The sequence below is a fragment of the Salegentibacter flavus genome, from assembly GCF_900115145.1.
GTDB classification, from domain to species: domain Bacteria; phylum Bacteroidota; class Bacteroidia; order Flavobacteriales; family Flavobacteriaceae; genus Salegentibacter; species Salegentibacter flavus.
Genome location: NZ_FOVL01000025.1, coordinates 25,366 through 46,215, shown reverse-complemented (window position 1 = coordinate 46,215; position 20,850 = coordinate 25,366). Strand labels below are relative to the sequence as shown.

At 40.6% G+C, this 20,850-nt stretch carries 16 protein-coding genes; 4 read left to right on the top strand and 12 right to left on the bottom strand.

Features of this window, described 5'->3' with window-relative positions:
• Positions 1–11: 11 nt before the first annotated feature.
• Complete coding sequence (locus BM266_RS15250) at positions 12–905, bottom strand: hydroxypyruvate isomerase family protein (RefSeq protein ID WP_093411225.1); 894 nt, start codon at positions 903–905, stop codon at positions 12–14.
• A 119-nt stretch (positions 906–1,024) separates the two neighbouring features.
• Complete coding sequence (locus tag BM266_RS15245) at positions 1,025–1,729, bottom strand: NUDIX hydrolase (protein WP_093411223.1); 705 nt, start codon at positions 1,727–1,729, stop codon at positions 1,025–1,027.
• A 104-nt stretch (positions 1,730–1,833) separates the two neighbouring features.
• Here BM266_RS15245 and galK point away from each other — a divergent pair, with 104 nt between their 5' ends.
• Together galK and BM266_RS15235 are read left to right on the top strand one after the other, a co-directional pair.
• Positions 1,834–2,985 carry a galactokinase gene (gene galK, locus BM266_RS15240; protein WP_093411221.1) on the top strand — a complete coding sequence of 384 codons (1,152 nt, stop codon included), beginning with the start codon at positions 1,834–1,836 and terminating at the stop codon, positions 2,983–2,985.
• A gap of 4 nt (positions 2,986–2,989) precedes the next feature.
• Positions 2,990–4,030, top strand: coding sequence for a UDP-glucose--hexose-1-phosphate uridylyltransferase (locus tag BM266_RS15235; RefSeq protein WP_093411220.1), 1,041 nt, complete (start codon positions 2,990–2,992; stop codon positions 4,028–4,030).
• Between the two features lie 13 nt (positions 4,031–4,043).
• On the opposite strand, the gene BM266_RS15230 is transcribed toward BM266_RS15235, so the two are convergent.
• From BM266_RS15230 to BM266_RS15195, 8 genes are all read right to left on the bottom strand, one after another.
• Complete coding sequence (locus tag BM266_RS15230; protein WP_093411218.1) at positions 4,044–5,720, bottom strand: sodium/sugar symporter; 1,677 nt, start codon at positions 5,718–5,720, stop codon at positions 4,044–4,046.
• Between the two features lie 113 nt (positions 5,721–5,833).
• Positions 5,834–6,829 (bottom strand): aldose epimerase family protein, encoded by a 996-nt coding sequence (locus BM266_RS15225; protein ID WP_093411216.1) that lies wholly within the window; start codon positions 6,827–6,829, stop codon positions 5,834–5,836.
• A 13-nt stretch (positions 6,830–6,842) separates the two neighbouring features.
• Complete coding sequence (locus tag BM266_RS15220) at positions 6,843–8,663, bottom strand: DUF885 domain-containing protein (protein WP_093411214.1); 1,821 nt, start codon at positions 8,661–8,663, stop codon at positions 6,843–6,845.
• A 7-nt stretch (positions 8,664–8,670) separates the two neighbouring features.
• Positions 8,671–10,518 (bottom strand): CocE/NonD family hydrolase, encoded by a 1,848-nt coding sequence (locus tag BM266_RS15215; RefSeq protein ID WP_093411213.1) that lies wholly within the window; start codon positions 10,516–10,518, stop codon positions 8,671–8,673.
• Positions 10,519–10,579: 61 nt separating this feature from the next.
• Positions 10,580–12,601 (bottom strand): protein-disulfide reductase DsbD family protein, encoded by a 2,022-nt coding sequence (locus tag BM266_RS15210; protein WP_093411211.1) that lies wholly within the window; start codon positions 12,599–12,601, stop codon positions 10,580–10,582.
• Positions 12,598–13,911, bottom strand: a complete 1,314-nt coding sequence (gene tilS / locus BM266_RS15205; RefSeq protein WP_093411210.1) for a tRNA lysidine(34) synthetase TilS — start codon at positions 13,909–13,911, stop codon at positions 12,598–12,600. The genes BM266_RS15210 and tilS overlap by 4 nt, the downstream gene beginning before the upstream one ends.
• A 27-nt stretch (positions 13,912–13,938) precedes the next feature.
• Complete coding sequence (gene pabB, locus BM266_RS15200) at positions 13,939–15,246, bottom strand: aminodeoxychorismate synthase component I (RefSeq protein ID WP_093411208.1); 1,308 nt, start codon at positions 15,244–15,246, stop codon at positions 13,939–13,941.
• 121 nt (positions 15,247–15,367) lie between these two features.
• Positions 15,368–15,928, bottom strand: a complete 561-nt coding sequence (locus BM266_RS15195; protein WP_093411206.1) for an NADPH-dependent FMN reductase — start codon at positions 15,926–15,928, stop codon at positions 15,368–15,370.
• A gap of 391 nt (positions 15,929–16,319) precedes the next feature.
• Between BM266_RS15195 and BM266_RS15190 the strand changes: the two genes are divergently transcribed.
• Entirely contained in the window at positions 16,320–17,669 is a 1,350-nt protein-coding gene (locus tag BM266_RS15190; RefSeq protein WP_093411204.1) for a DEAD/DEAH box helicase, read from the top strand.
• Positions 17,644–18,543 (top strand): aldose 1-epimerase family protein, encoded by a 900-nt coding sequence (locus tag BM266_RS15185; protein WP_245760466.1) that lies wholly within the window; start codon positions 17,644–17,646, stop codon positions 18,541–18,543. The genes BM266_RS15190 and BM266_RS15185 overlap by 26 nt, the downstream gene beginning before the upstream one ends.
• A gap of 312 nt (positions 18,544–18,855) precedes the next feature.
• Here BM266_RS15185 and lpdA read toward each other — a convergent pair whose 3' ends face one another.
• Positions 18,856–20,262 carry a dihydrolipoyl dehydrogenase gene (gene lpdA, locus BM266_RS15180; protein WP_093411202.1) on the bottom strand — a complete coding sequence of 469 codons (1,407 nt, stop codon included), beginning with the start codon at positions 20,260–20,262 and terminating at the stop codon, positions 18,856–18,858.
• A gap of 96 nt (positions 20,263–20,358) precedes the next feature.
• On the bottom strand, positions 20,359–20,817 hold the full coding sequence (locus BM266_RS15175; protein ID WP_093411200.1) for an Lrp/AsnC family transcriptional regulator: 459 nt from the start codon (positions 20,815–20,817) through the stop codon (positions 20,359–20,361).
• Positions 20,818–20,850 lie beyond the last annotated feature (33 nt).

Below are 20,850 nucleotides of genomic sequence, written 5' to 3'. Positions count from 1 at the left end.
AACTTAGGGTTTTAGACATCACAAATTTTTATAGCTTCCTGCAAAGCCGCCATTTTATTATCGTAGGTTGGAATGAATTCCTGGGCGACATAGCCGTCAAAGCCTGTTTCCACAATTGCTCGCATAATTGCCGAATAATTAAGTTCCTGGCTATCATTGATCTCATTTCGACCGGGAACACCGGCAGTGTGATAATGGTTAATATGCTTGTGATGCTTTTTAATAGTAGCGATTATATCGCCTTCCATCACCTGCATATGGTAGATGTCGTATAGCAGTTTAAAGTTAGGCGCATCGAGTTCTTCGGCCAGCGCAACTCCCCATTCAGTGTTGTCGCACATATAATCAGGATGATCCACCTTGCTGTTAAGAAGTTCCATTACCAGGTTAACATTTCTGTTTTCGGCATATTCAAGGAGTGGTCTGAGACCAGTTACGCAATTTTTTATCCCGGATTTCTCATCCATTCCCCGGCGGTTTCCGGAGAACACAATAACATTTTTGATATTGTGTTCTGAAGCTTTATCAATAAGTCCCTTATAATTCTTCTGAAGTACTTCGTGATTCTCAGTCTCATTAAATCCATTTTCTATATCCGCAAAATCATCGGTAGCCATAGAACAAACAAGGCCGTGTTTTTCCACGGTATCCCATTCCGAAGGTTTTAAAAGATCTATAGCGCCTATCCCCATAGCTGCACATTGCTGGGCGAATTTATCTAAAGGAATATCTGCAAAACACCAACGGCACACAGAATGATTAATATTCCTGCTATTTTTATCAGCCTGGTGCTTGTCGATAAAATTAATGGCTGCAAAGGATGAAACCACCCCCCCAATGCTAAGCGCTCCTGAACCAATCACCAAGGTTTTAAGGGCATCACGCCTTGAATATTTATCACCCATAACTCTTTTCTTTTTCAGAATTTCTATAAATGTAAATCTTACAATTATATTACTAAAAACAAAAAATTTACTCTTAATTTTTTAACATAACTTTTAGATTTAACATTCAGCGATACTTATCAGGCTATTTCGAAGTTATATCCCGATTTTAGTAATTGCTGATAGTTTTTGTGATCGAACTTATAAAGGAATGCTCCCCGACGGGAGTTTGACTTGTCTTTTTCATCAAGTTTTATAAGCACATTCAGGGAAAGAAGTTTTTTTCGGAAATTTCTTCCATCCAGCTCCTTCTGGTAGATTACCTCATAAAGTTTCTGCAACTGGGGAATGGTGAATTTCTCGGGTAAAAGCTCAAAACCAATAGGTTGATAGCGGGCCTTTCTTCGTAATTTCTCAAGACCATCAGCCAACATCTTATCATGGTCTAAAACAAGCCCGGGCACCTCGTTTATATCGAACCAATGAGCTCCATGACTTTCCACCAACTTTTTGTCATAGTCGTTTATCCTTATCAAAGCATATTGAACAATTGAAATAGTTCTATATCCGGGATCCCTTTCGGCAGCTCCATAGGCACCTAATTGCTCCATATAAACATTCTCCAGGCCGGTTATTTCAGCAAGAACTCTTTTAGCAGCTTCCTCCACATCCTCATCCAAATTAACAAAACTGCCTATTAAAGACCATTCTCCTTTTCTGGGTTCAACTCTTCGTTTAAAAACCAGTAACTTTAGTTGTCCCTCATCAAAACCGAAGATCAAACAATCTGTGGCCACATACATTTTTTCACTGGGCTGATAGAAATCGATAATAGTTTCAGGCATCTATTTTATTTTTGATAAATATATGCAAAAGAAAATTTTCTTCATAAGTGGATTAATGTAAATTATACATTTATTACCTTTGAACTCATCTAAAGTTTTAAGTATTGAACAGCGAATTCAGTTTTAAAAATTATAAAGATTTTTCGGGCCAGATTGAAATAGAATCTCCCGGACGCATAAATCTTATTGGGGAACATACCGATTATAATAATGGTTTTGTGATGCCTACGGCAATAGACAAAAAGATCTATTTTAAACTCCGTAAAAACGATCCAGTATCCCTTTGCCGACTTTATAGTGAAACCTATAATTCTTCTTTTGAATTTAGTTTGGAAAAGATTGAAAAAAGCGAAAATGCCTGGGAAAATTATATTCTTGGTGTGGTCAATGAAATACAGAAATTAGGAAAACAGCTCAGCGGCTTCGATTGTGTTTTAAAGAGTGAATTACCCATTGGAGCAGGAATAAGTTCATCAGCAGCTTTAGAATGCGGCCTGGCCAGTGGATTGAATGAACTTTTTGATCTTCAGCTTAGCAAAATTGACATCATTGAACTCGCTCAACGTGCGGAACATAATTTCGTTGGTTCCAATTGCGGGATTATGGATCAGTATGCCTCGGTGATGAGCAAAAAAGATCATTTAATTCTTCTTGATTGCGAAAGCCTCGATGCTGAATATATCCCGGCTGATTTCAAGAATTGTAAAATTTTACTGCTGAATACCAGAGTTTCCCACAGCCTGGCCGATAGCGAATACAACACCCGAAGGCAGGAATGCGAAGAAGGTATAAGAATTATCGCTGAGGATAATCCGCAGGTAAAAAGTCTGCGTGACGTAGATGAACAATTGCTTGAAAGCCACAGAGATAAATTACCAGGCAAAATCTATGAGCGATGCAGTTATGTGATCGAAGAGAACATCAGGGTTCTAAAAGCTGCTGAAGCGATAAAAAGAGGTGATCTCGAAAAATTTGGCGAATTGATGTGTGCCTCTCACGATGGGCTCCAACATAGGTATGAAGTAAGCTGTTCCGAATTGGATTTCCTCGTAGATCTTTCCCGTGATAAGAATTTTATTCACGGTGCCCGGATGATGGGCGGTGGCTTTGGTGGATGCACCATCAATCTTATCGAAGTCGATAAAATTGATGATTTTATTCAGGAAGCTGACAAAGCCTATTTCAAAGAATTCGGGATACACCCGGAACCAATTATCGTTGAAGCCGATGCAGGTACCATTATCTACAAAAACTAAGATCATGAACACAGATATCAATACCACTCCACACAGAAGATATAATATACTCACCGGGGAATGGATCCTGGTTTCTCCACACCGGAACAAACGACCCTGGCAGGGGAAAACCGAGAAACAAACCACCGAAAAAAGGGAAACCTACGATCCTACATGTTACCTGTGTCCTGGTAATACACGTAATAGCGGAAAAACCAATCCTGAATACAAAAAGCCTTTTTCTTTTGAAAATGACTTCCCGGCACTTTTGCCGAAAAATCCTTCGGAAGCCTTTGAACAAGATCTTCTAAAAGCCGAACCTGAAAGCGGCATCTGTAAGGTGGTGTGTTTTTCACCAGATCACTCCCTCACCCTTCCAATAATGAAAATTGAAGATATTACTGAAGTCGTAAAACTGTGGAAAAAAGAATATGCTAATCTAGGGGCAAAGCAAAACATAAACTACGTACAGATATTCGAAAATAAAGGGGATATAATGGGGTGCAGCAACCCACATCCTCACGGGCAGATCTGGTCTCAGAAATCTATTCCGACAGAAGTTCAGAAAAAATCTGAACATCTTAAAAAATATTGGTTAGAAAATAAACGCAGCCTGCTTTCAGACTACCTGAAACAGGAGTTGAAATTAAAGGAAAGAATCCTTGAGGAAACGGAACATTTTGTTGCACTGGTACCATACTGGGCCGTTTGGCCCTTTGAGGCCATGATAATTCCGAAAAACCATTATCAGCACATCGGGCAGTTAAACGAAGAAGAGGAAGTAGATTTTGCCAAAATAATAAAGAAGCTTACCATTAAATACGATAACCTTTTTGAGACTTCTTTTCCTTACTCTTCGGGGATACACCAGGCCCCCACCGATGGCCTGGAACACCCCGAATGGCATTTTCATATGAGTTTTTATCCGCCCCTGTTACGCTCGGCAACGGTTAAGAAGTTCATGGTAGGCTATGAAATGTTTGCAGGTCCGCAGCGCGATATCACAGCGGAACAAGCTGCACAAAGATTAAGAGAATTACCGGATGAACATTACTCCTTCCGGTAAATTTAAAAGGTTTTTACCAGAATAAGGCGTAAAGCATTACCACGATAAGCAGCACGGCAAAACTTCCAATATTGAAAGCCGGACCAGTTTTAAATAAGTCTTTGGTTAAAGGAATAGATTTCTCATGGTTTTTACCCTTGCCTTCCACCAGGCTTATTACGACCATTAGTGCCATGGTAAGAATCCAGGTCGCCATCATTTGATGCATAAATGGAATATTAAGAAAGAACGGACTATCAATCCATCCGTTCGGTCCTATTTTGAAGTAAAATGCAATTGGGATGGATGCCAGTACTCCATAAATGGCAGCCTTATTCGTAGTTTTTCTCCAGAAGAGTCCCAGCATAAATACTGCCAGAATTCCCGGACTCACAACTCCGGTATATTCCTGAATGTATTGGAATACTTGCCCAAGATTCTTTAATTGGGGCGCCAGTATTACCGCGATAATAAGGGCAACAGAAGCAGAGATACGACCAACTTTAACAAGACCTTTTTCAGATTTTCTTTTTTGGAAATAGGGCTTATATATATCCATTGTAAAAATGGTTGCCGTAGAGTTAAGCATAGAAGCTACAGAAGATACGATGGCCGCAGCAAGGGCAGCCAAAACGAGGCCTTTAAGTCCTGCCGGAATAAATTCCTTGATCAACCAGGGAGCTGCATTATCGTTAATTACATTTCCATTCCCTGAAAAGAAAGAAATGTCGGTAAATGCAGAAGAGATCTCTCCGTTTGGTCCGGTATTCATTACAAAAGCGATAATACCGGGTATTACAACTATAAGAGGTATAACCAGCTTTAGAAAAGCAGCCAGAACAATACCTTTCTGAGATTCCCTTAAGCTTTTTGCCGCCAGGGTTCTTTGAATTATATACTGGTTAAAACCCCAGTAATAAAGGTTGGCTACCCACATCCCACCAATAAGTACGGCCAGACCCGGAAGGTCCCACCAAGCATCTTTTCCATTGGGCGTGATAATCTCGCCTTTTTCGAGGATCATCGAAAACTTGTCTGGAACCTGTTCATAAATAGAAACCATTCCATTTATTACTCCGCCCCCATCAGTAACATTATCCAGAGCTATATAAGTCATTATCAAACCACCAATTATTAGTAGAATAACCTGGACAACATCGGTCCAGGCTACCGCCGACAGCCCTCCATAGAGAGAGTAAGCTGCAGCAAAAAGAGCAAGTCCGAAAATTGAATAAAGGAAAATGGAACCATCGCCATCTCCAATAATGGTATCCAGCGCAGTAGCTCCCAGGTATAGTACCGAGGTAAGATTAACAAAAATAAAGAGCGCAATCCAAAATACGGCAAGAATGGTTTTGAGACTTGTACCGTAACGGACCTCCACAAATTCGGGGATAGTATACAACCCTTTCTTTATGAAAATTGGCAGGAAAAATTTACCTACAATGAGCAAGGTTAAAGCCGCCATCCATTCATAGGAAGCGATGGCGAGGCCTATAGCAAAACCAGAGCCCGACATTCCTATGAATTGTTCTGCAGAGATATTTGCAGCTATCAACGAGGCTCCAATAGCCCACCAGGGGAGCGATTTACCTGCCAGAAAATAATCTTCAGAAGTGCTTCCCTTCCCCCGGGAAACCCACAATCCAATCGCAACGATGCTTAATGCATAAACAACAAAAACCACCTGATCTAAAAATCCAAACTCCATACCTTATTCTATTATTATGTATAGCTTTTAATGCCCCAGAAAGCTTGTGAAATTTTTGTTAAATATAAAATTTAATATTTAATAACAGTAATAAATACGGTTATTATTATATATCAGGAAACTACCTTAAAGTTCAGGGAAATCCGGTTATAGTATAAGTCTCCGGGTTTAAGTATGCTGGATGGAAAATTTCTGAAATTAGGAGAATCGGGGAAATTTTCCGCTTCCAGACAAATAGAGGGATACTTCTCTGAAATCAGGGTTTTATACTCCAGATCATTCGGTAATTCTTCAGGGACATAAGCCACCAAGGCTGGCTGATTGGTCTTGATTTCCATTTTTATTCCGGTTAGTGGAGCAAACAGCACTGCCGCATTTTCATCTTTGTCATTAATAAGTACAAAACTATCGTCTAACGGGCGATTTCCAATAAGTTTGCTCTGGCTAAAATCTTTTGGTTGATTTTTAAGTTTTACCAGATCTCCTGTTGGCAACATTTGATCGTCCACCTTTAGAATCTTTTTTGCTGAAATTTGAAGAAAATGATCACTCACACTACCTTCCCCATTAAGGTTAAAATAAGCATGATTTGTAAGGTTAACTACTGTTTTCTTATCGCTGGAGGCGGTGTATTCAATTAAAATTTCATTTTCCTCGGTGAGGGTGTATTTTACTGTTGCCTTTAAATTTCCGGGGTAGCCCTCTTCCCCATCTTCACTGAGGTAAGAAAGTTTAACCGATGGGTTTTCTCCGGATGTCTGTTCTTCTATTTTCCAAATTTTATAAGGAAACCCATAATCTCCGCCGTGAAGATGAACTCCGTCTTTTTGTTGAAGCTCATAGGTTTGGTCATCCAATTTAAATTTTCCGCCGGAGATCCGGCCGGCATAACGCCCTACAGATGCCCCAAAACATTTATTATGGCTTTTATAAACCGGCTTTACAAATTCAGTGGCTTTGGGAGAAACTATCACATTGGTGGGTTTTCCCTTTTTATCCTTAATTATAAAACTAAGAATGGCCGCTCCATAATTGAGAATTTCAAGCTTGTTTTGCTGTTTGTTCACCAATTGGATGGTCTTCAGTTCTTCTTCTGTGATCGTTCTCAATATTTCTGATTAATTAGTTTTTCTCTTCTATCCAGTCCATCACTCTTTCCTCCAGAATATTTAATGGCATAGCCCCATTTAATAATATCAGATCGTGGAACTCCCTGATATCAAAATCATCACCTAATTCTGTCATGGCGGTTTCCCTTAATTCAAGGATCTTATTCATACCCACTTTATAAGCCGTGGCCTGACCGGGCATTACAATATGTCTTTCCACCATTTTAACGGCATCACTTTCGGCATTCGGGGTGTTTTGTTTATAATAGTCAATACCTTCTTCCCGTGTCCATTTTTTAGCGTGAATTCCGGTATCTACAACCAGGCGGCAGGATCGCCAGAGTTCCATGGCAAGCCTTCCAAAATCTGAATATGGATCTTCATAAAAGCCTATTTCTTTTGGAACAAGCTCGCTATAGAGTCCCCATCCCTCAATATAGGCCGTATAGAAGCTGTGCTTTCTGAATTCAGGAATATTTTCCAGTTCCTGGGCAATAGCCAACTGCATATGATGGCCGGGAATTCCCTCATGGTAAGCCAAAGCTTCCATCTGATAGATTGGCATAGCTTTCATATCATATAAATTGGCGTAATAAGTACCGGGCCGGGAACCATCTTTTGCTGGTTGCTGATAAAAAGCCTTACCTGCACTACGTTCTCTAAAAGGTTCTACTGCCTTTACTACAATATCGGCTTTGGGCTGGGTTAGGAAGAGCTCATCGAGTCGTCCTTTCATAGTGTTGATAATATCGGTGGCTTCAGCGAGGTACTTTGCCCGCCCTTCTGGAGAATCTTCGTAATAGAATTGCGGATCATTCCGCATAAAATCGAAAAATTCCTGCATAGACCCCTCAAATCCAACTTCCTCCATAAGAACCTCCATTTCGGCATGGATCCTGGCTACTTCAGATTTTCCCATCTCGTGAATTTCCTCCGCAGTAAGATTAGTGGTAGTGAATCTCTTTAAGGCATTGTTATAAAATTCGATTCCTTTTGGGAATTTCCATACTCCATCCTCAATAGTCGCACGCTTTTGCTGATTTTCCAAAGTAGCGATCAGATTTTCGTAAGCGGGTTTCACTTTATTGATAAGCGCCTGTTCTGCATCGCTAATAAGCTTTCGTTTTTCCTCCGCGGAAATATCCAGCGCCTGAACTTTTGTATAAAAATCTTTTAAAAACACACTTTGTTCACTGGCTTTTCCAAAAGGTTTCCCTTTAATAATATTCCTGCTGTCCTCCAATACTCTATCAAAGACGAATTTTGGAGGAACTATTCCATTCTGCTCCCTTATTTTAATATTCCCAATGATATCTTCTATCAAACCCGGGAAACCTTCCAGACGCGAAATATAATCCCGGGCATCACTCACCGAATCGATGCGGTGCATGTTGATAAGAAAAGCAGGCAATTCTGACTGGTAGCCGTGCATCTGATTTACAGGATAATTGTAGAAGCGATAATCATAGTCGGCGATCTCATTTTCAATTTGCTGTTTATACAACCTGAAGCTTAACCGGGTTTCTTCGTTCAGGGCTTCAACATCAACCGTTTTAAGATATTCAAGGCGTTTTTTTGCTTTTTTGAGATCTTCGGCATATTTCAGGTGGGAAAAATCATCCCATTTATCATAATTTGATTTATAGCCCAGACGCGTTTGCAACATGGGGGAATCATCTACATCCTTCTGAAATTCCTTTTCAAAATACTGATTGAGTTCAGCTGAAGCTTTTTCTTTTTCAGCTTCCGAATAATTGTTTTTTTCTTCTCCGCAGGCAACAAAAACCGTCAACAGAAGTATAATTATATATTGTTTTTTTATTCTGAAATTCATTAAGAAATTAATTTTTTACTTCGGTGAATTTAATCCTGGAATCACCATAAACAGTATGGGTTTGCGTTTTGAAATCTTCTTCTGAAGCTTCAAAAATATTAGGCACAAAGGTTTGTGGATTAAGGTCTATAAGTGGGAACCAGGTACTCTGCACCTGAATTTGCAATTTATGACCTTTCTTAAAGGTATGGTTTATATCCTGGAGTTTAATAGCCACTTCGGTTTTTTGGTTTGGAGTGAAAGGCTCAGGATTTTCAAAACTGTTTCTGAAACGCCCGCGCATTACCTCACTTCGCACCATCATATGATAGTTATCCATATTTAGATGCGGCATAGTTTCCTCATAATTTTCAGAATCCATAGGATAAACATCAATCACCTTCACTACCCAATCGGCATCGGTACCCGTGGTGGCTACCTGTAAAATGGCTTCAATTTCTCCGGCAAGCTTCATATCTTCCTCGAGACGTTCGGTTTCAAAAATAAGCACATCGGGCCTTCTCGCAGCAAAGCGCTGGTCGCCGGTCATATATTCTCGTGGCGTGAAAACCGCCTTGATCTCATCGTTATAAGGAACCGGTTTCTTTACATCGCTTACAAAACTTTTCTCTGTTTCTGAAGCCTCATTAGTGAGCTTCTGGTCATCACCCAGGAAAAACACTTTTTCCTCACCCTTTGGAGGCCACTGGTCGTAGGTATTCCATTCGCGGTCTCCTGTGTCATATAAGTAAGCCTCAGGCAAGCCGGAATTATCATTTGCTTCCCCTTTCAAAAAGTGATTAAAGAATTTAGTCTCTATATTCTGCTGATAATCTTTTGAAATATTATCACCAAAATAAACATTTCCTACAGCCTGTCTTTCGGTTAAGCGTGCCCAGTCTCCGTGGCTCCATGGCCCCATCACCATAGTGTTGTAGTTATCGCTTCGTTTTTCAATATTTTTATAGGTCTCAAAGGGACCATACAAGTCTTCAGCATCAAAAAGTCCGCCTACTACCATCACGGCCGGTTCTATATCTTCTAAATGCTGAATGATCCCGCGGCTCTGCCAGAATTCATCGTAGTTAGGATGTTCCTTTAACTGCTGCCAGAATTCATTGTCTTCTCTGTAATATTCATCAAGATTGCTCAATGGCCCAACATCCAGAAAAAACTGGTATTGATCCTGGGTACCGAGACCGGGAAGTTCATACCAGGCTTCATCAGTAGGGCCATCTTTCTGATATCCAAAAAGTGCGGTTGCTCTCCAGTAGCTTAGAAGATAAGCTCCGTTATGATGAAAGTCATCAAAATAAAAATCCCCGATCCCTGCCTGGGGAGAAGCAGCTTTAAGGGCGGGATGGGCATCCAGTAAAGAAGCTATCGCGTAATGCCCGGGATAAGAAATTCCCCAGGTACCAACCCGACCGTTATTGTTTTCAATATTATTTATAAGCCACTCAATGGTATCGTAAGTATCGCTAGATTCATCGGTTTGATTTCCGGTTTTTTCGGGTATATAAGCCCTCATATTATCATATTTCCCCTCGCTCATCCATCGGCCCCGCACATCCTGATAGACAATAATATTGCCTTCCTCCATCAGGAATTTATTGGGTCCTATAAGCGAACGGAACTGATCTTCCCCGTAGGGACGCGAACTATACGGAGTTCGCTGCATAAGAATTGGATAGTCTTTAGAAGTATCTTTGGGTGAATATATAGTGGTATGCAAATTAACACCATCCCGCATCGGGATAGTTACTTCTGTTTTATTGTAATGCTCTTTTACCTTAAATTCCTCGGTTTGAGCAACAAGTTGCAGGCTAAGACCATTGATAAACAATACAATAAAAAAATTTCGGAGTAAATTCATCTTAAGAATATTTTTTTAAGTTCCTAAAGATAGAAATTACCCGCATAAACAAGAAGAAAATTTAATTTTTAGAAGTCTCCTTGAATTTTTCCAGTCCTTCCTGCAGCCATTTGTAATATTTATCGGCATCTGGCATATAACCTACGGGTTCATGCAACATATTCACCTCAGGATCTACCAGCACATAAAAAGGTTGTGAGTTATTACGGAAATTGATGGTTTGAAAAGTGGCCCATTTATCACCAATAGTCTTTATTGGTTTAATACTGCCATTTGGCCTTATGTAATTAAACTGCTCCTCCTCTTCCAAATCTTTACGGTCATCTACATACAGGGAGATAAGAATATAATCGTCTCTAATAGTCTCAAAAACTTCAGGTTCGCTCCAAACCTGTTCCTCCATTTTACGGCAGTTAACGCAGGCCCAGCCGGTGAAATCTATCATTATTGGTTTATTTTCTCTTTTTGCTGCTTCAAGACCTTTATCCCAGTCTTTGTAAGCTTCAAGGCCAAGGGGTGCTTCGGTGCCTTTATCATACACACTATAAAATAATGGAGGTGGGAATCCACTCAGCAATTTCAGATTTGCGTGGCTGGTATTAGTTAGTCCGGGAATTAAATAGATCACAAACAGGAGTACAAGCACTCCTACTCCAAAACGGCCTTTGCTTATTCTTTGCTTAGGTCCATCGTGTGGAAAGCGAAGCAATCCGAAGAGATAAGCCACCAGACCTAAACCTGCAAGGATCCAGATCCCAATAAATATTTCACGTTTTAAAAGCCCCCAGTGCTGTACAAGATCGGCATTGGAAAGGAATTTAAAGGCAAGTCCCAGCTCTATAAAACCAAGGACAACCTTAACAGTGTTAAGCCATCCACCACTCTTTGGCAGCGAATTTAACCAGTTAGGGAAAAGGGCAAAAAGAGCAAATGGTAAAGCCAGGGCTAGGCCAAAACCACCCATACCTACTGAAAGCTGCATAGCACCACCATCACTGGTTAACGAACCTCCAAGCAAAGAACCGAGAATTGGTCCGGTACATGAAAACGAAACCAGGGCGAGGGTTAGTGCCATAAAGAAAATCCCGATGAATCCTCCTACACTGGAAGCTTTATCATCCATTTTACTGCTCCACGAACTGGGCAGGGTTATTTCATAATATCCAAAGAAGGAAAAAGCGAAAATTATAAAGATGACGAAGAAGAGAACATTCAGCGTAACATTGGTGGAAATATTATTCAGTAATTCTGGATTTACACTATCCAGAAGATGGAAGGGTAAGCTCAGTAAAAGATAAATAAGAACAATAAAAAATCCATATGATATAGCATTAATGGTTCCTCTTTTTCGGTTTTTCGCTCCTTTGGTAAAAAATGAAACCGTTAAGGGAATCATAGGAAATACACAGGGAGTCAGCAAGGCGATAAGACCTCCAAGAAATCCTAATAAAAATATATTGGTAAAATTACTCCCCCCGTCTTCCTCTTCGGTATGGTAAGCCTCCATCCCCTTAAGATTCATATCCAGGGCATCGGCGAGTTCCTGATCCCTGTCAGAAATCTCAAGATCGGTAAAACCAGCGGTTACTTGTTTGTCCTGGAGGGATATGGTGAAACGCTCTGTTTCCGGGGGCAAACATTGCTCATCATCACAAACCGAAAAATAAACCTCAGCAACTACTTCAGGTCCTTCAGGATTAATCACCTTAATTTTTTGAGTGAAGACCACTTCATCTTCAAAATAAATAATATCTGCGCCAAAGACTTCATCATAATAAGGCTCGGCTTCGGGCTCTTCGGTCTCACCTATAAGTTCATAGGTTTCTGGAGTATTATTATAGGTGAATTTAGTGGGGATTGGTGCGATATCAATGTCGGCTTCCTGTTGAGAATACAGGTGCCAGCCTTCTTCCAGCTTGGCGGTAAAAATAAGGTTGTAAATACTATCGTTCTCCTGTTCTACCTCAGCTTCCCAGCTTATTGGATTTGAAAACTGATAATTTTGATCATTGTCGTCAAAAAACTGTGCATTAGCCGTTGTGAATGAAAAAACTAATAGAAACAGACTTGCCAGGTACCTCATAAATTACAGGTGATTTTTAATATTTTCTGATCTGGTGAACCTATTGCAAACCGGCTATCGGCGCGTTGATTGATCACCCAAACTATTTTTTCTCCCGAACACAGCAACCAGCTGTTTTCCTTTTCGGGTATGGATAATTTTTTGTCCTTAAAGAAGTCGCTAAGCTTCTTCTTTCCTTTCATTCCAAAAGGATAAAAGTAGTCTCCTTTTCGCCATTTGCGCACAACTAACGGGTACTCAAGCAACTCCGGATCAACATAAATACAATTTTTTGCCTTCTCCTCTATTTCCTTAACTTCAGAAAATGTAAAAGTACCTATAGGCAGCATCACAAATTCTTCATTTTCCTCAATCAGAAAATCCTGATTGTGGGTTTCTGAAGGTAGTTCAGTAAGTATAAGCTTCTCCCGGTCTTTTATCAACCTGTGTGTAGCCGAAAAAACCATCTTACCCGGTTGAGCCCTCAGGAGATTATGAACATCGTTCCATTCAGTAAAACCAAAAGATTTCAACAATTGATATAAAACCGATTTGGTATTTGGGATCTTCTGAAGGAAAGCAATATCCAGTTCATAACCCAACTTTCCCTTCTTTACCGTTTCGGGATAGATAAGGCTGATGTAGTCCTCCACCAGGTCCTGACTTTCCTTTAGATGAGACTGGGTTTGCAAAAAAGACTTTAAAAACTCAGGGTTAAGTTCCTCAAAAAGCGGCACCATATCGTGCCTTATTTTATTCCGAAGATATTTGATAGAGGCATTGCTGCTATCTTCCCGCCATTCTATATGTTGCTCTTTCACGTAAGCTTCAATCTCTTTCCTTGAAAATTGAAGCAAGGGGCGAATTACTTTCTTATTCTCCGTTTTTATTCCCGAAAGGCCTTCCAGCCCGGTCCCCCGAACAAGATTTATAAGAAAAGTCTCTAAATCGTCGTTGGCGTGATGGGCGGTGAGTACAAAATCAAATTTATGCTGAAGTCTTAACTCTTCAAACCAGTGGTAACGCAAATCCCTCGCAGCCATTTGGATAGAAAACCCTTTATCCTCAGCATATTTTTCGGTATCAAAATTCTGGGAGAAGACCTCGGTTTCCGTCTCTTTTGCCAGCTCTTTAACGAAGCGTTCATCTGCATCGCTTTCTTTTCCACGGAGATTAAAATTGCAATGGGCAACAGCGAAATCCAGTTTGGCCTCTTTGCACAAATGCAGAAGTGCTACACTATCTAACCCGCCACTAACTGCCAGCAATAACCTGGAATTACAAAGGTAAGAAAGTTCGTTTCTGATAAGATTCTTAAAGGCTTTTTCCATATCAATTCAAAGATACAAAAGCCTGATTTAAGAAAGCACCTGCCGCATCGCTTTTGCCTTTAAAAGACATTCTTCATATTCCTTCTCCGGAATTGACTGCGCCGTTATCGCTCCACCAACCGAAAAAGAAACATATTCTTTTTCAGAATTATAAAGGATACTACGAATCACCACATTAAAATCGAAGTCGCCGTTTGGAGTGAAGTATCCCACTGCGCCGCTATATAGTCCGCGTTTGGCATCTTCCAGTTCCTCGATGATCTTCATAGCGGAAATCTTTGGCGCGCCGGTCATACTCCCCATAGGGAAAGTGACGCGCAGAGCCTCCACCGGCGGGATATTCTCTTCGAGTTCTGCAGAAATCGTGGAGATTAACTGGTGTACCTGTTTAAAGTGATATACCCGGCACAGCTCTTCCACCTCCACACTTCCTTTTTTGGCGATCCTGGAAAGGTCATTGCGCACCAGGTCCACGATCATCACGTTTTCTGAACGCTCCTTAGGATCATTCTTTAGATTTTCGGCTATTTTTGAATCCTCTTCGGAATCTTCAGATCGCCGCGCTGTGCCCTTTATAGGTTGGGAAATAAGTTTGGAACCTGTTTTCTTCAGGTAGCGCTCAGGTGATGCTGAAAGCAAATAATGCTCTTCCAGCCGCAAAAAAGTTGCAAATGGAGGTCCCGAAATAGCATTGAGATCCTGAAAAACCTGCACGGGATCGATCACCCGGTTTTCTGAAAAGAATTCCTGGCAAAAATTAGCCTCGTAGATATCTCCCCGCTGAATGTGTTTCAGCATTTGCCCGACTTTTTCAAGGTAGTTCTGCTCTGAAGTTCGGGCCTGAATTTTGGAGGTTTTGGCAGAAGATTCTTCAACTTTTTCCTGCTGAACACTGGCAGGAGCACTTTGCTTTATTTCCACAAGATCATCCTCCATCTCATCGTCTACCATTCTCAGGTAGTGCATCTCAAGATGTTCTCCCTTAAGCAGAAACAATTTCTGAGGTTGAAAAAAATACAGGTCAGGAAAGCCTAAGCCGTCGAAATTGTTACTGGAAAGCTTTTCCACATCGTTTTTTAGATCGTATGACAAATAACCAAAGATCCAGTCTTTAGTAGTTTCCTGATATTCCTGAAGTTTATCGAATGCATTATGATAATCGGTTTTGATAGCGGTAAAGGCTCCCACTGCCAGTAGCGCATCGAATTCACCATGCTTTTGGATGTAATCGTTGCTATCCAGCCATGCCACCTCCTGAAACTGCCGGCTCCAATGAAGTAACTTTTGTTTAAAATCTTTGGGGTTTTCTAATGTAAATTGTTTTACGCTGCGCACGAATAATTAGGTTTGGAAGGCAAAGGTAAAAAGACGAAAGCTAAAGAATGAAGGTTCTGTCAAAGCTTTTTAAATATTGTGGAAATTAATCCAGTCGGTTTTTGATATAAACCAAAAATAATTATTCCTCAATGTTGTTATCCGGACTTTCTTCCACATCCTGGGAGAAACTGGTTAACACATCTTCGATTCCTAATTCCAGAACTTCATTTAATATTTTTCCATCCTGAAAATTATCTCGGAAAGAGGGTAAACTAAAACTTTGCACTACCTGCCCTCCGAAACGCGGAAAAATAGTCTTGCAATATTCCAGGGCTGCAGCTCCGCCTCGGGCTCCCGGAGAGGTGCTCATAAGTAGAATCTTTTTTCCGGTCAGAAAATTGCGGTCAAGCCGTGAAAGCCAATCGATAACATTTTTGAAAAAAGCAGAGATGTTGCGGTTGTGTTCATTGACAGTAATTACCAGACCATCGTGCTGCGATATCTGGTTTTTAATAATACTTGCATTTACAGGTATCCCCCGCTCCTTCTCAATATCGGCGCAATAAATCGGCAATTCATAATCGGTTAGACTAATAGTTTTGATCTCGTGACCCTGAATGCGTCCCGTGATATGGTTCAATAACTGCAAATTGATAGACGTACTGCTGTTGGAGCCTGTAAAGGCAAGTATCTTTTTCATAGTTGGTTAAGCTTATGTCCAAAAATATAGAAACTAAAGCTTTTTAGCCTGATTTTGTTATTTTCCTTAACAATTTTATTGCGGTAGTCCGAAAACCCTGCAAGGGCTTGGAGCCCTTGCAGGGTTACTATAAATAGAAAAAATAAAACCTTATAAAAAACTTGCAGAACCGATGAGATCCCGCCCTGCGGCGGGATTAGTTCAACTAACTGTTTTAAATGATGCCTTCGGCATTAAAATAAAATGGAGACAGGAACACTTTACAGGCTGATGGGGTCAATGGGATCCCGACTTCCGTCGGGATTAGTTCAACTAACTGTTTTAAATGCTGCCTTCGGCAATTTTAAAACAGAGTTTCACTAACTTTGCTGGCCCATAAAAACTTCAAACTGTGACTTTTCAGGATTTAAATATTACTACGCCTTTGCGAAATGCATTGGATGATCTCGGGATTACTTCCCCAACCCCTATTCAGGAACAAACTTTTTCTACCATTATGTCGGGTAGAGATATGGTGGGAATCGCCCAAACCGGAACAGGAAAGACCTTTGCCTATATGCTTCCTATTTTAAGGATGCTTAAATACTCAGAGCAAAAAAATCCCAGAGTGCTCATTCTGGTACCTACCAGGGAGCTGGTAGTTCAGGTATTGGAGGAAATTGAGAAGCTTACCGCTTATATGAATGTTCGCATAGCAGGGATTTATGGCGGGGTGAATATGAATACCCAACAACAAAATCTTATGCAAGGTCAGGATATCGTAGTGGCTACACCGGGAAGGCTTTACGATTTGGTTCTTAGACGGGCGCTTCAGCTAAAATCTATCCAGAAACTGGTGATCGATGAAGTAGATGTCATGCTGGACCTGGGTTTCAAATTTCAGATCAATAATATTTTCGAATTGCTTCCGGAGAACAGACAAAACATAATGTTTTCGGCTACAATTACTGAAAATGTGGAGATTTTAATCGAATCTAATTTTAAGAGTCCGGAGAAAATTTCGGTTGCAGCCAGTGGAACTCCCCTGGACAACATCGAACAAACCGGCTACAGAATCCCGAATTTTAATACCAAAGTCAATTTCCTGAAACATATTCTTCAGGATAAAGAAACCTATTCCAAGGTGCTCATCTTTGTAGCCTACAAGCGGATGGCCGATCGGCTTCACCAGGAACTTGAATCGCATTTTCCCAAAGAGTGTACGGTAATTCACTCCAATAAAACGCAGAATTACAGGCTGCGAAGCATTAAGCAATTCGGCAGCGGATTTTCCAGGATCCTGGTTGCAACCGATGTGATGGCCAGGGGTCTGGATATTGAATCGGTGAGCCACGTAATCAACTTCGACACCCCGAAATATCCCGAAAATTATATGCACCGTATCGGCCGAACGGGTCGGGCAGAAAAAGAAGGAAAATCCATTTTATTAACCACCGAAGCCGAAACCGAATATCTTGAAAACATTGAAGCTTTGATGAAAATGGAAGTTCCTAGAAAGGAGCTTCCGGATGAAGTTGAGATCTCTACGGAACTGATCCCTGAAGAACAACCCAGAATCTTTGAAGCCAACAATCCTTCAAAAACTTCCGATGCCGATGCTCCGGGCCCTGCTTTCCACGAGAAAAAGGAGAAAAACAGAAAAGAAAATCTGGGCGGATCCTATAGAAGGGAAATCGTGAAGAAATATAAAAAGCCTAAAACCAGGGGCGATAAAAATGCTAACCGAAGAAGAAAGAAATAAGATGCATCAAATAAAAAATGAATTTCTAAGTATAACAGTAAATCCTGTAGGGGCCGAACTTTCAAGCATCAAAAACCTGGAAACCGGCATTGAACATCTTTGGCAAGGCAATCCCGAAATCTGGGCTAGTCAGGCACCGAACCTCTTCCCTGTAATTGGCGTGTTGAAAAACGGCGAATATACTTTTGAAGGCAAAACCTATAAAATGCCCAAACACGGATTTGTGCGTTACAACAAAAATATTCGGTTAAAATCAAAAACCGAAAATGAACTGGTTTTTGAATTACAATTTTCAGAAGAAAGTCTGAAGCAATATCCGTTTAAATTTAATTTTGAAATCGCATTCAAATTAAATGGAAAAAACCTGGAAGTGTCTCACCAGGTCTCTAATTTAGATGAAAAGACTATGTATTTCTCTCTGGGCGGTCATCCGGCATTTAATGCTCCGCTATCAGAGAATGAGGATTACGAAGATTATTACCTGGAATTTGACCAAAAGCTAGATCTACGCAGTTATTTGCTTAATAAAGAAGGTCTGGTGAGCGAAAGAACCGAAGGAATTCTTGATAATGAGAATAAAATCTGGTTGAAGAAGGACCTCTTTGAGAATGACGCACTTATTTTCAAAAATATTCCCTCAAAGAAAGTGGTCCTTAAAAGCAAAAATTCGGGAGCTGTTTTAAGCGTGGAATATTCAGACTTTAAAAACCTTGGAATATGGGCTAAACCAAATGCACCATACGTTTGCATAGAACCCTGGCTGGGTATCGCCGATGTGGAAGGCACCGACCAAAACCTGAAAACAAAAGAAGGTATCGAGCAGTTGGAACCAGAAGAAGTTTATCAGGCAACTTATGTGATTAATATTCACTAAGCGTTTATCTCAGAACTAGCTTACTTTTATCTAAAAATATAAAATCCCACAGGTGCGGGATTTTTTTATCTTTTCTTAAGTTCGGTTCTTTTTCTTTACGGCCTTGGCGGCACGTTTTTCCTTTAAACTCAAAACCGGCTCTTTTTTAGCCGAATTCTTCGAGGGTGATTTTTCTTTTGACATTTTTTCTATGTTTAATTTAACCCCATAAAGATAGGTAAAGAACAGATACCAATTTAATACACCGGAAATAAAAATAAAACCCGAAAATCTCTCGATTTCCGGGTTTTAAAATTTTGGCTTCAGGATCAACTATACGTGCAAAGGGCGGTTATCGGTAGCAGCAAGAGCAGCTTCCTTAACGGCTTCAGCATAGGTTGGATGCGCGTGGCTCATTCTTGAAATATCTTCAGCAGAAGCGCGGAATTCCATCGCGGTTACCGCTTCAGCAATAAGATCGGCAGTACGGGCGCCTATCATATGTACGCCAAGCACCTCATCGGTCTTTTCATCGGCAAGGATTTTTACGAATCCGTCCAGATCTCCGCTGGCTCTGGAACGTCCAAGAGCACGCATTGGGAATTTCCCTTCTTTATATTTTACGCCTTCTTCCTTAAGTTCTTCTTCGGTTTTCCCTACCGCAGCAACTTCTGGCCAGGTATAAACCACCCCGGGAATAAGGTTATAATCGATATGCGGTTTTTGCCCTGCGATAGTTTCAGCCACAAAGGTTCCTTCTTCTTCGGCTTTATGGGCCAGCATAGCGCCACGAACAACATCCCCAATAGCATAGATATTCTCTACGTTGGTTTGCAAATGTTCATTTACCTCGATCATTCCTTTATCGGTCACTTTAACTCCGGCAGCATCGGCATTTAATCCGTCAGTAAAAGGTTTACGACCCACTGAAACCAGACAGTAATCTCCTTTAAACTCTACTTCTTTATCTTTTTTATCATCTGCTTTGATGATGATCTCGTCACCATTGCGCCCAACAGATTTCACTTTAGTAGAAGTATGGAATTTCACGCCTTGTTTTTTCAGTACTTTTTGAAGTTCTTTAGAAAGTGCACTATCCATAGTAGGGATAATTCTGTCCATAAATTCTACTACAGTAACCTCAGCTCCTAAACGGCGGTAAACCTGACCTAATTCCAGGCCAATCACTCCACCACCAATCACAATCATATGCTTAGGAATTTCCTTTAATTTTAAAGCTTCAGTAGAAGTTATAATTCTTTCTTTATCAAGTTCTATAAACGGAAGATTGGCCGGTTTTGAACCAGTAGCAATAATGGTTTTTTTAGCTTCAATGGTTTCGGTTTCGCCATCGTTCTTTTCAATATTGATGTGGGTTTTATCCTTAAAAGAACCAACACCTTCAAAAACATCAATCTTGTTTTTATCCATCAGGTACTTCACTCCGTCGCAGGTTTGACTTACCACCGATGATTTACGCTCCATCATTTTTTCAAGGTTTACCTTTACCTCACCCGGAATTTCAATTCCGTGGTCTTCGAAATGCTTTACGGCATCGTGGTAATGATGCGAAGAATCCAGTAAGGCTTTACTCGGAATACAACCTACATTCAGGCAGGTTCCCCCCAAAGTTGAATATTTCTCTATGATAGCAGTTTTCATTCCCAGTTGCGCGCAGCGTATAGCGGCCACATATCCTCCGGGGCCAGAACCTATAACTGCAACATCATATTTACTCATAATTTAATGTTTGAATTTTTAACAAATTGAACACAAAAGTACAACTATTCACGCCAATGACCAATGCAGAGCAGGTTCCTGGCAAAACTTTAAGAATTAAAGGCTAATTGCAGTGGTATTCTTTACCTTTTCAATGGTAAAGGTGCTTTGCGTACTACCTATATGATCCAGAGTGGTGAGTTTGGTCACCATAAATTCACGATAGGCAGCCATATCTTTCACCAGAACTTTTAAAATATAATCATACTCACCGCTCACGTGGAAACATTCCAAAACCTCGGGCAGGCTCGTGACTTCAGTTTCGAAACGGGTAAGATAATCTTTGGTATGCTGAATAAGTTTTATCTGGCAAAAAACCGTAAAGGCTTTATCAACTCTATCAGGATTTAACAGGGCAACATATTTTGAGATCACCCCTTCCCTTTCCAGGCGCTTGATGCGTTCATAGACCGCGGTTATTGACAGGGCCAATTTCACCGAAATCTCCTTATTTGTCATTTTGCTATCCCGTTGCAAATGCTTTAGGATCTGTAGGTCCTTTTCATCAAGTTTCATATTCGGAAAAATTTTCTATTCTTAAAACCAAAC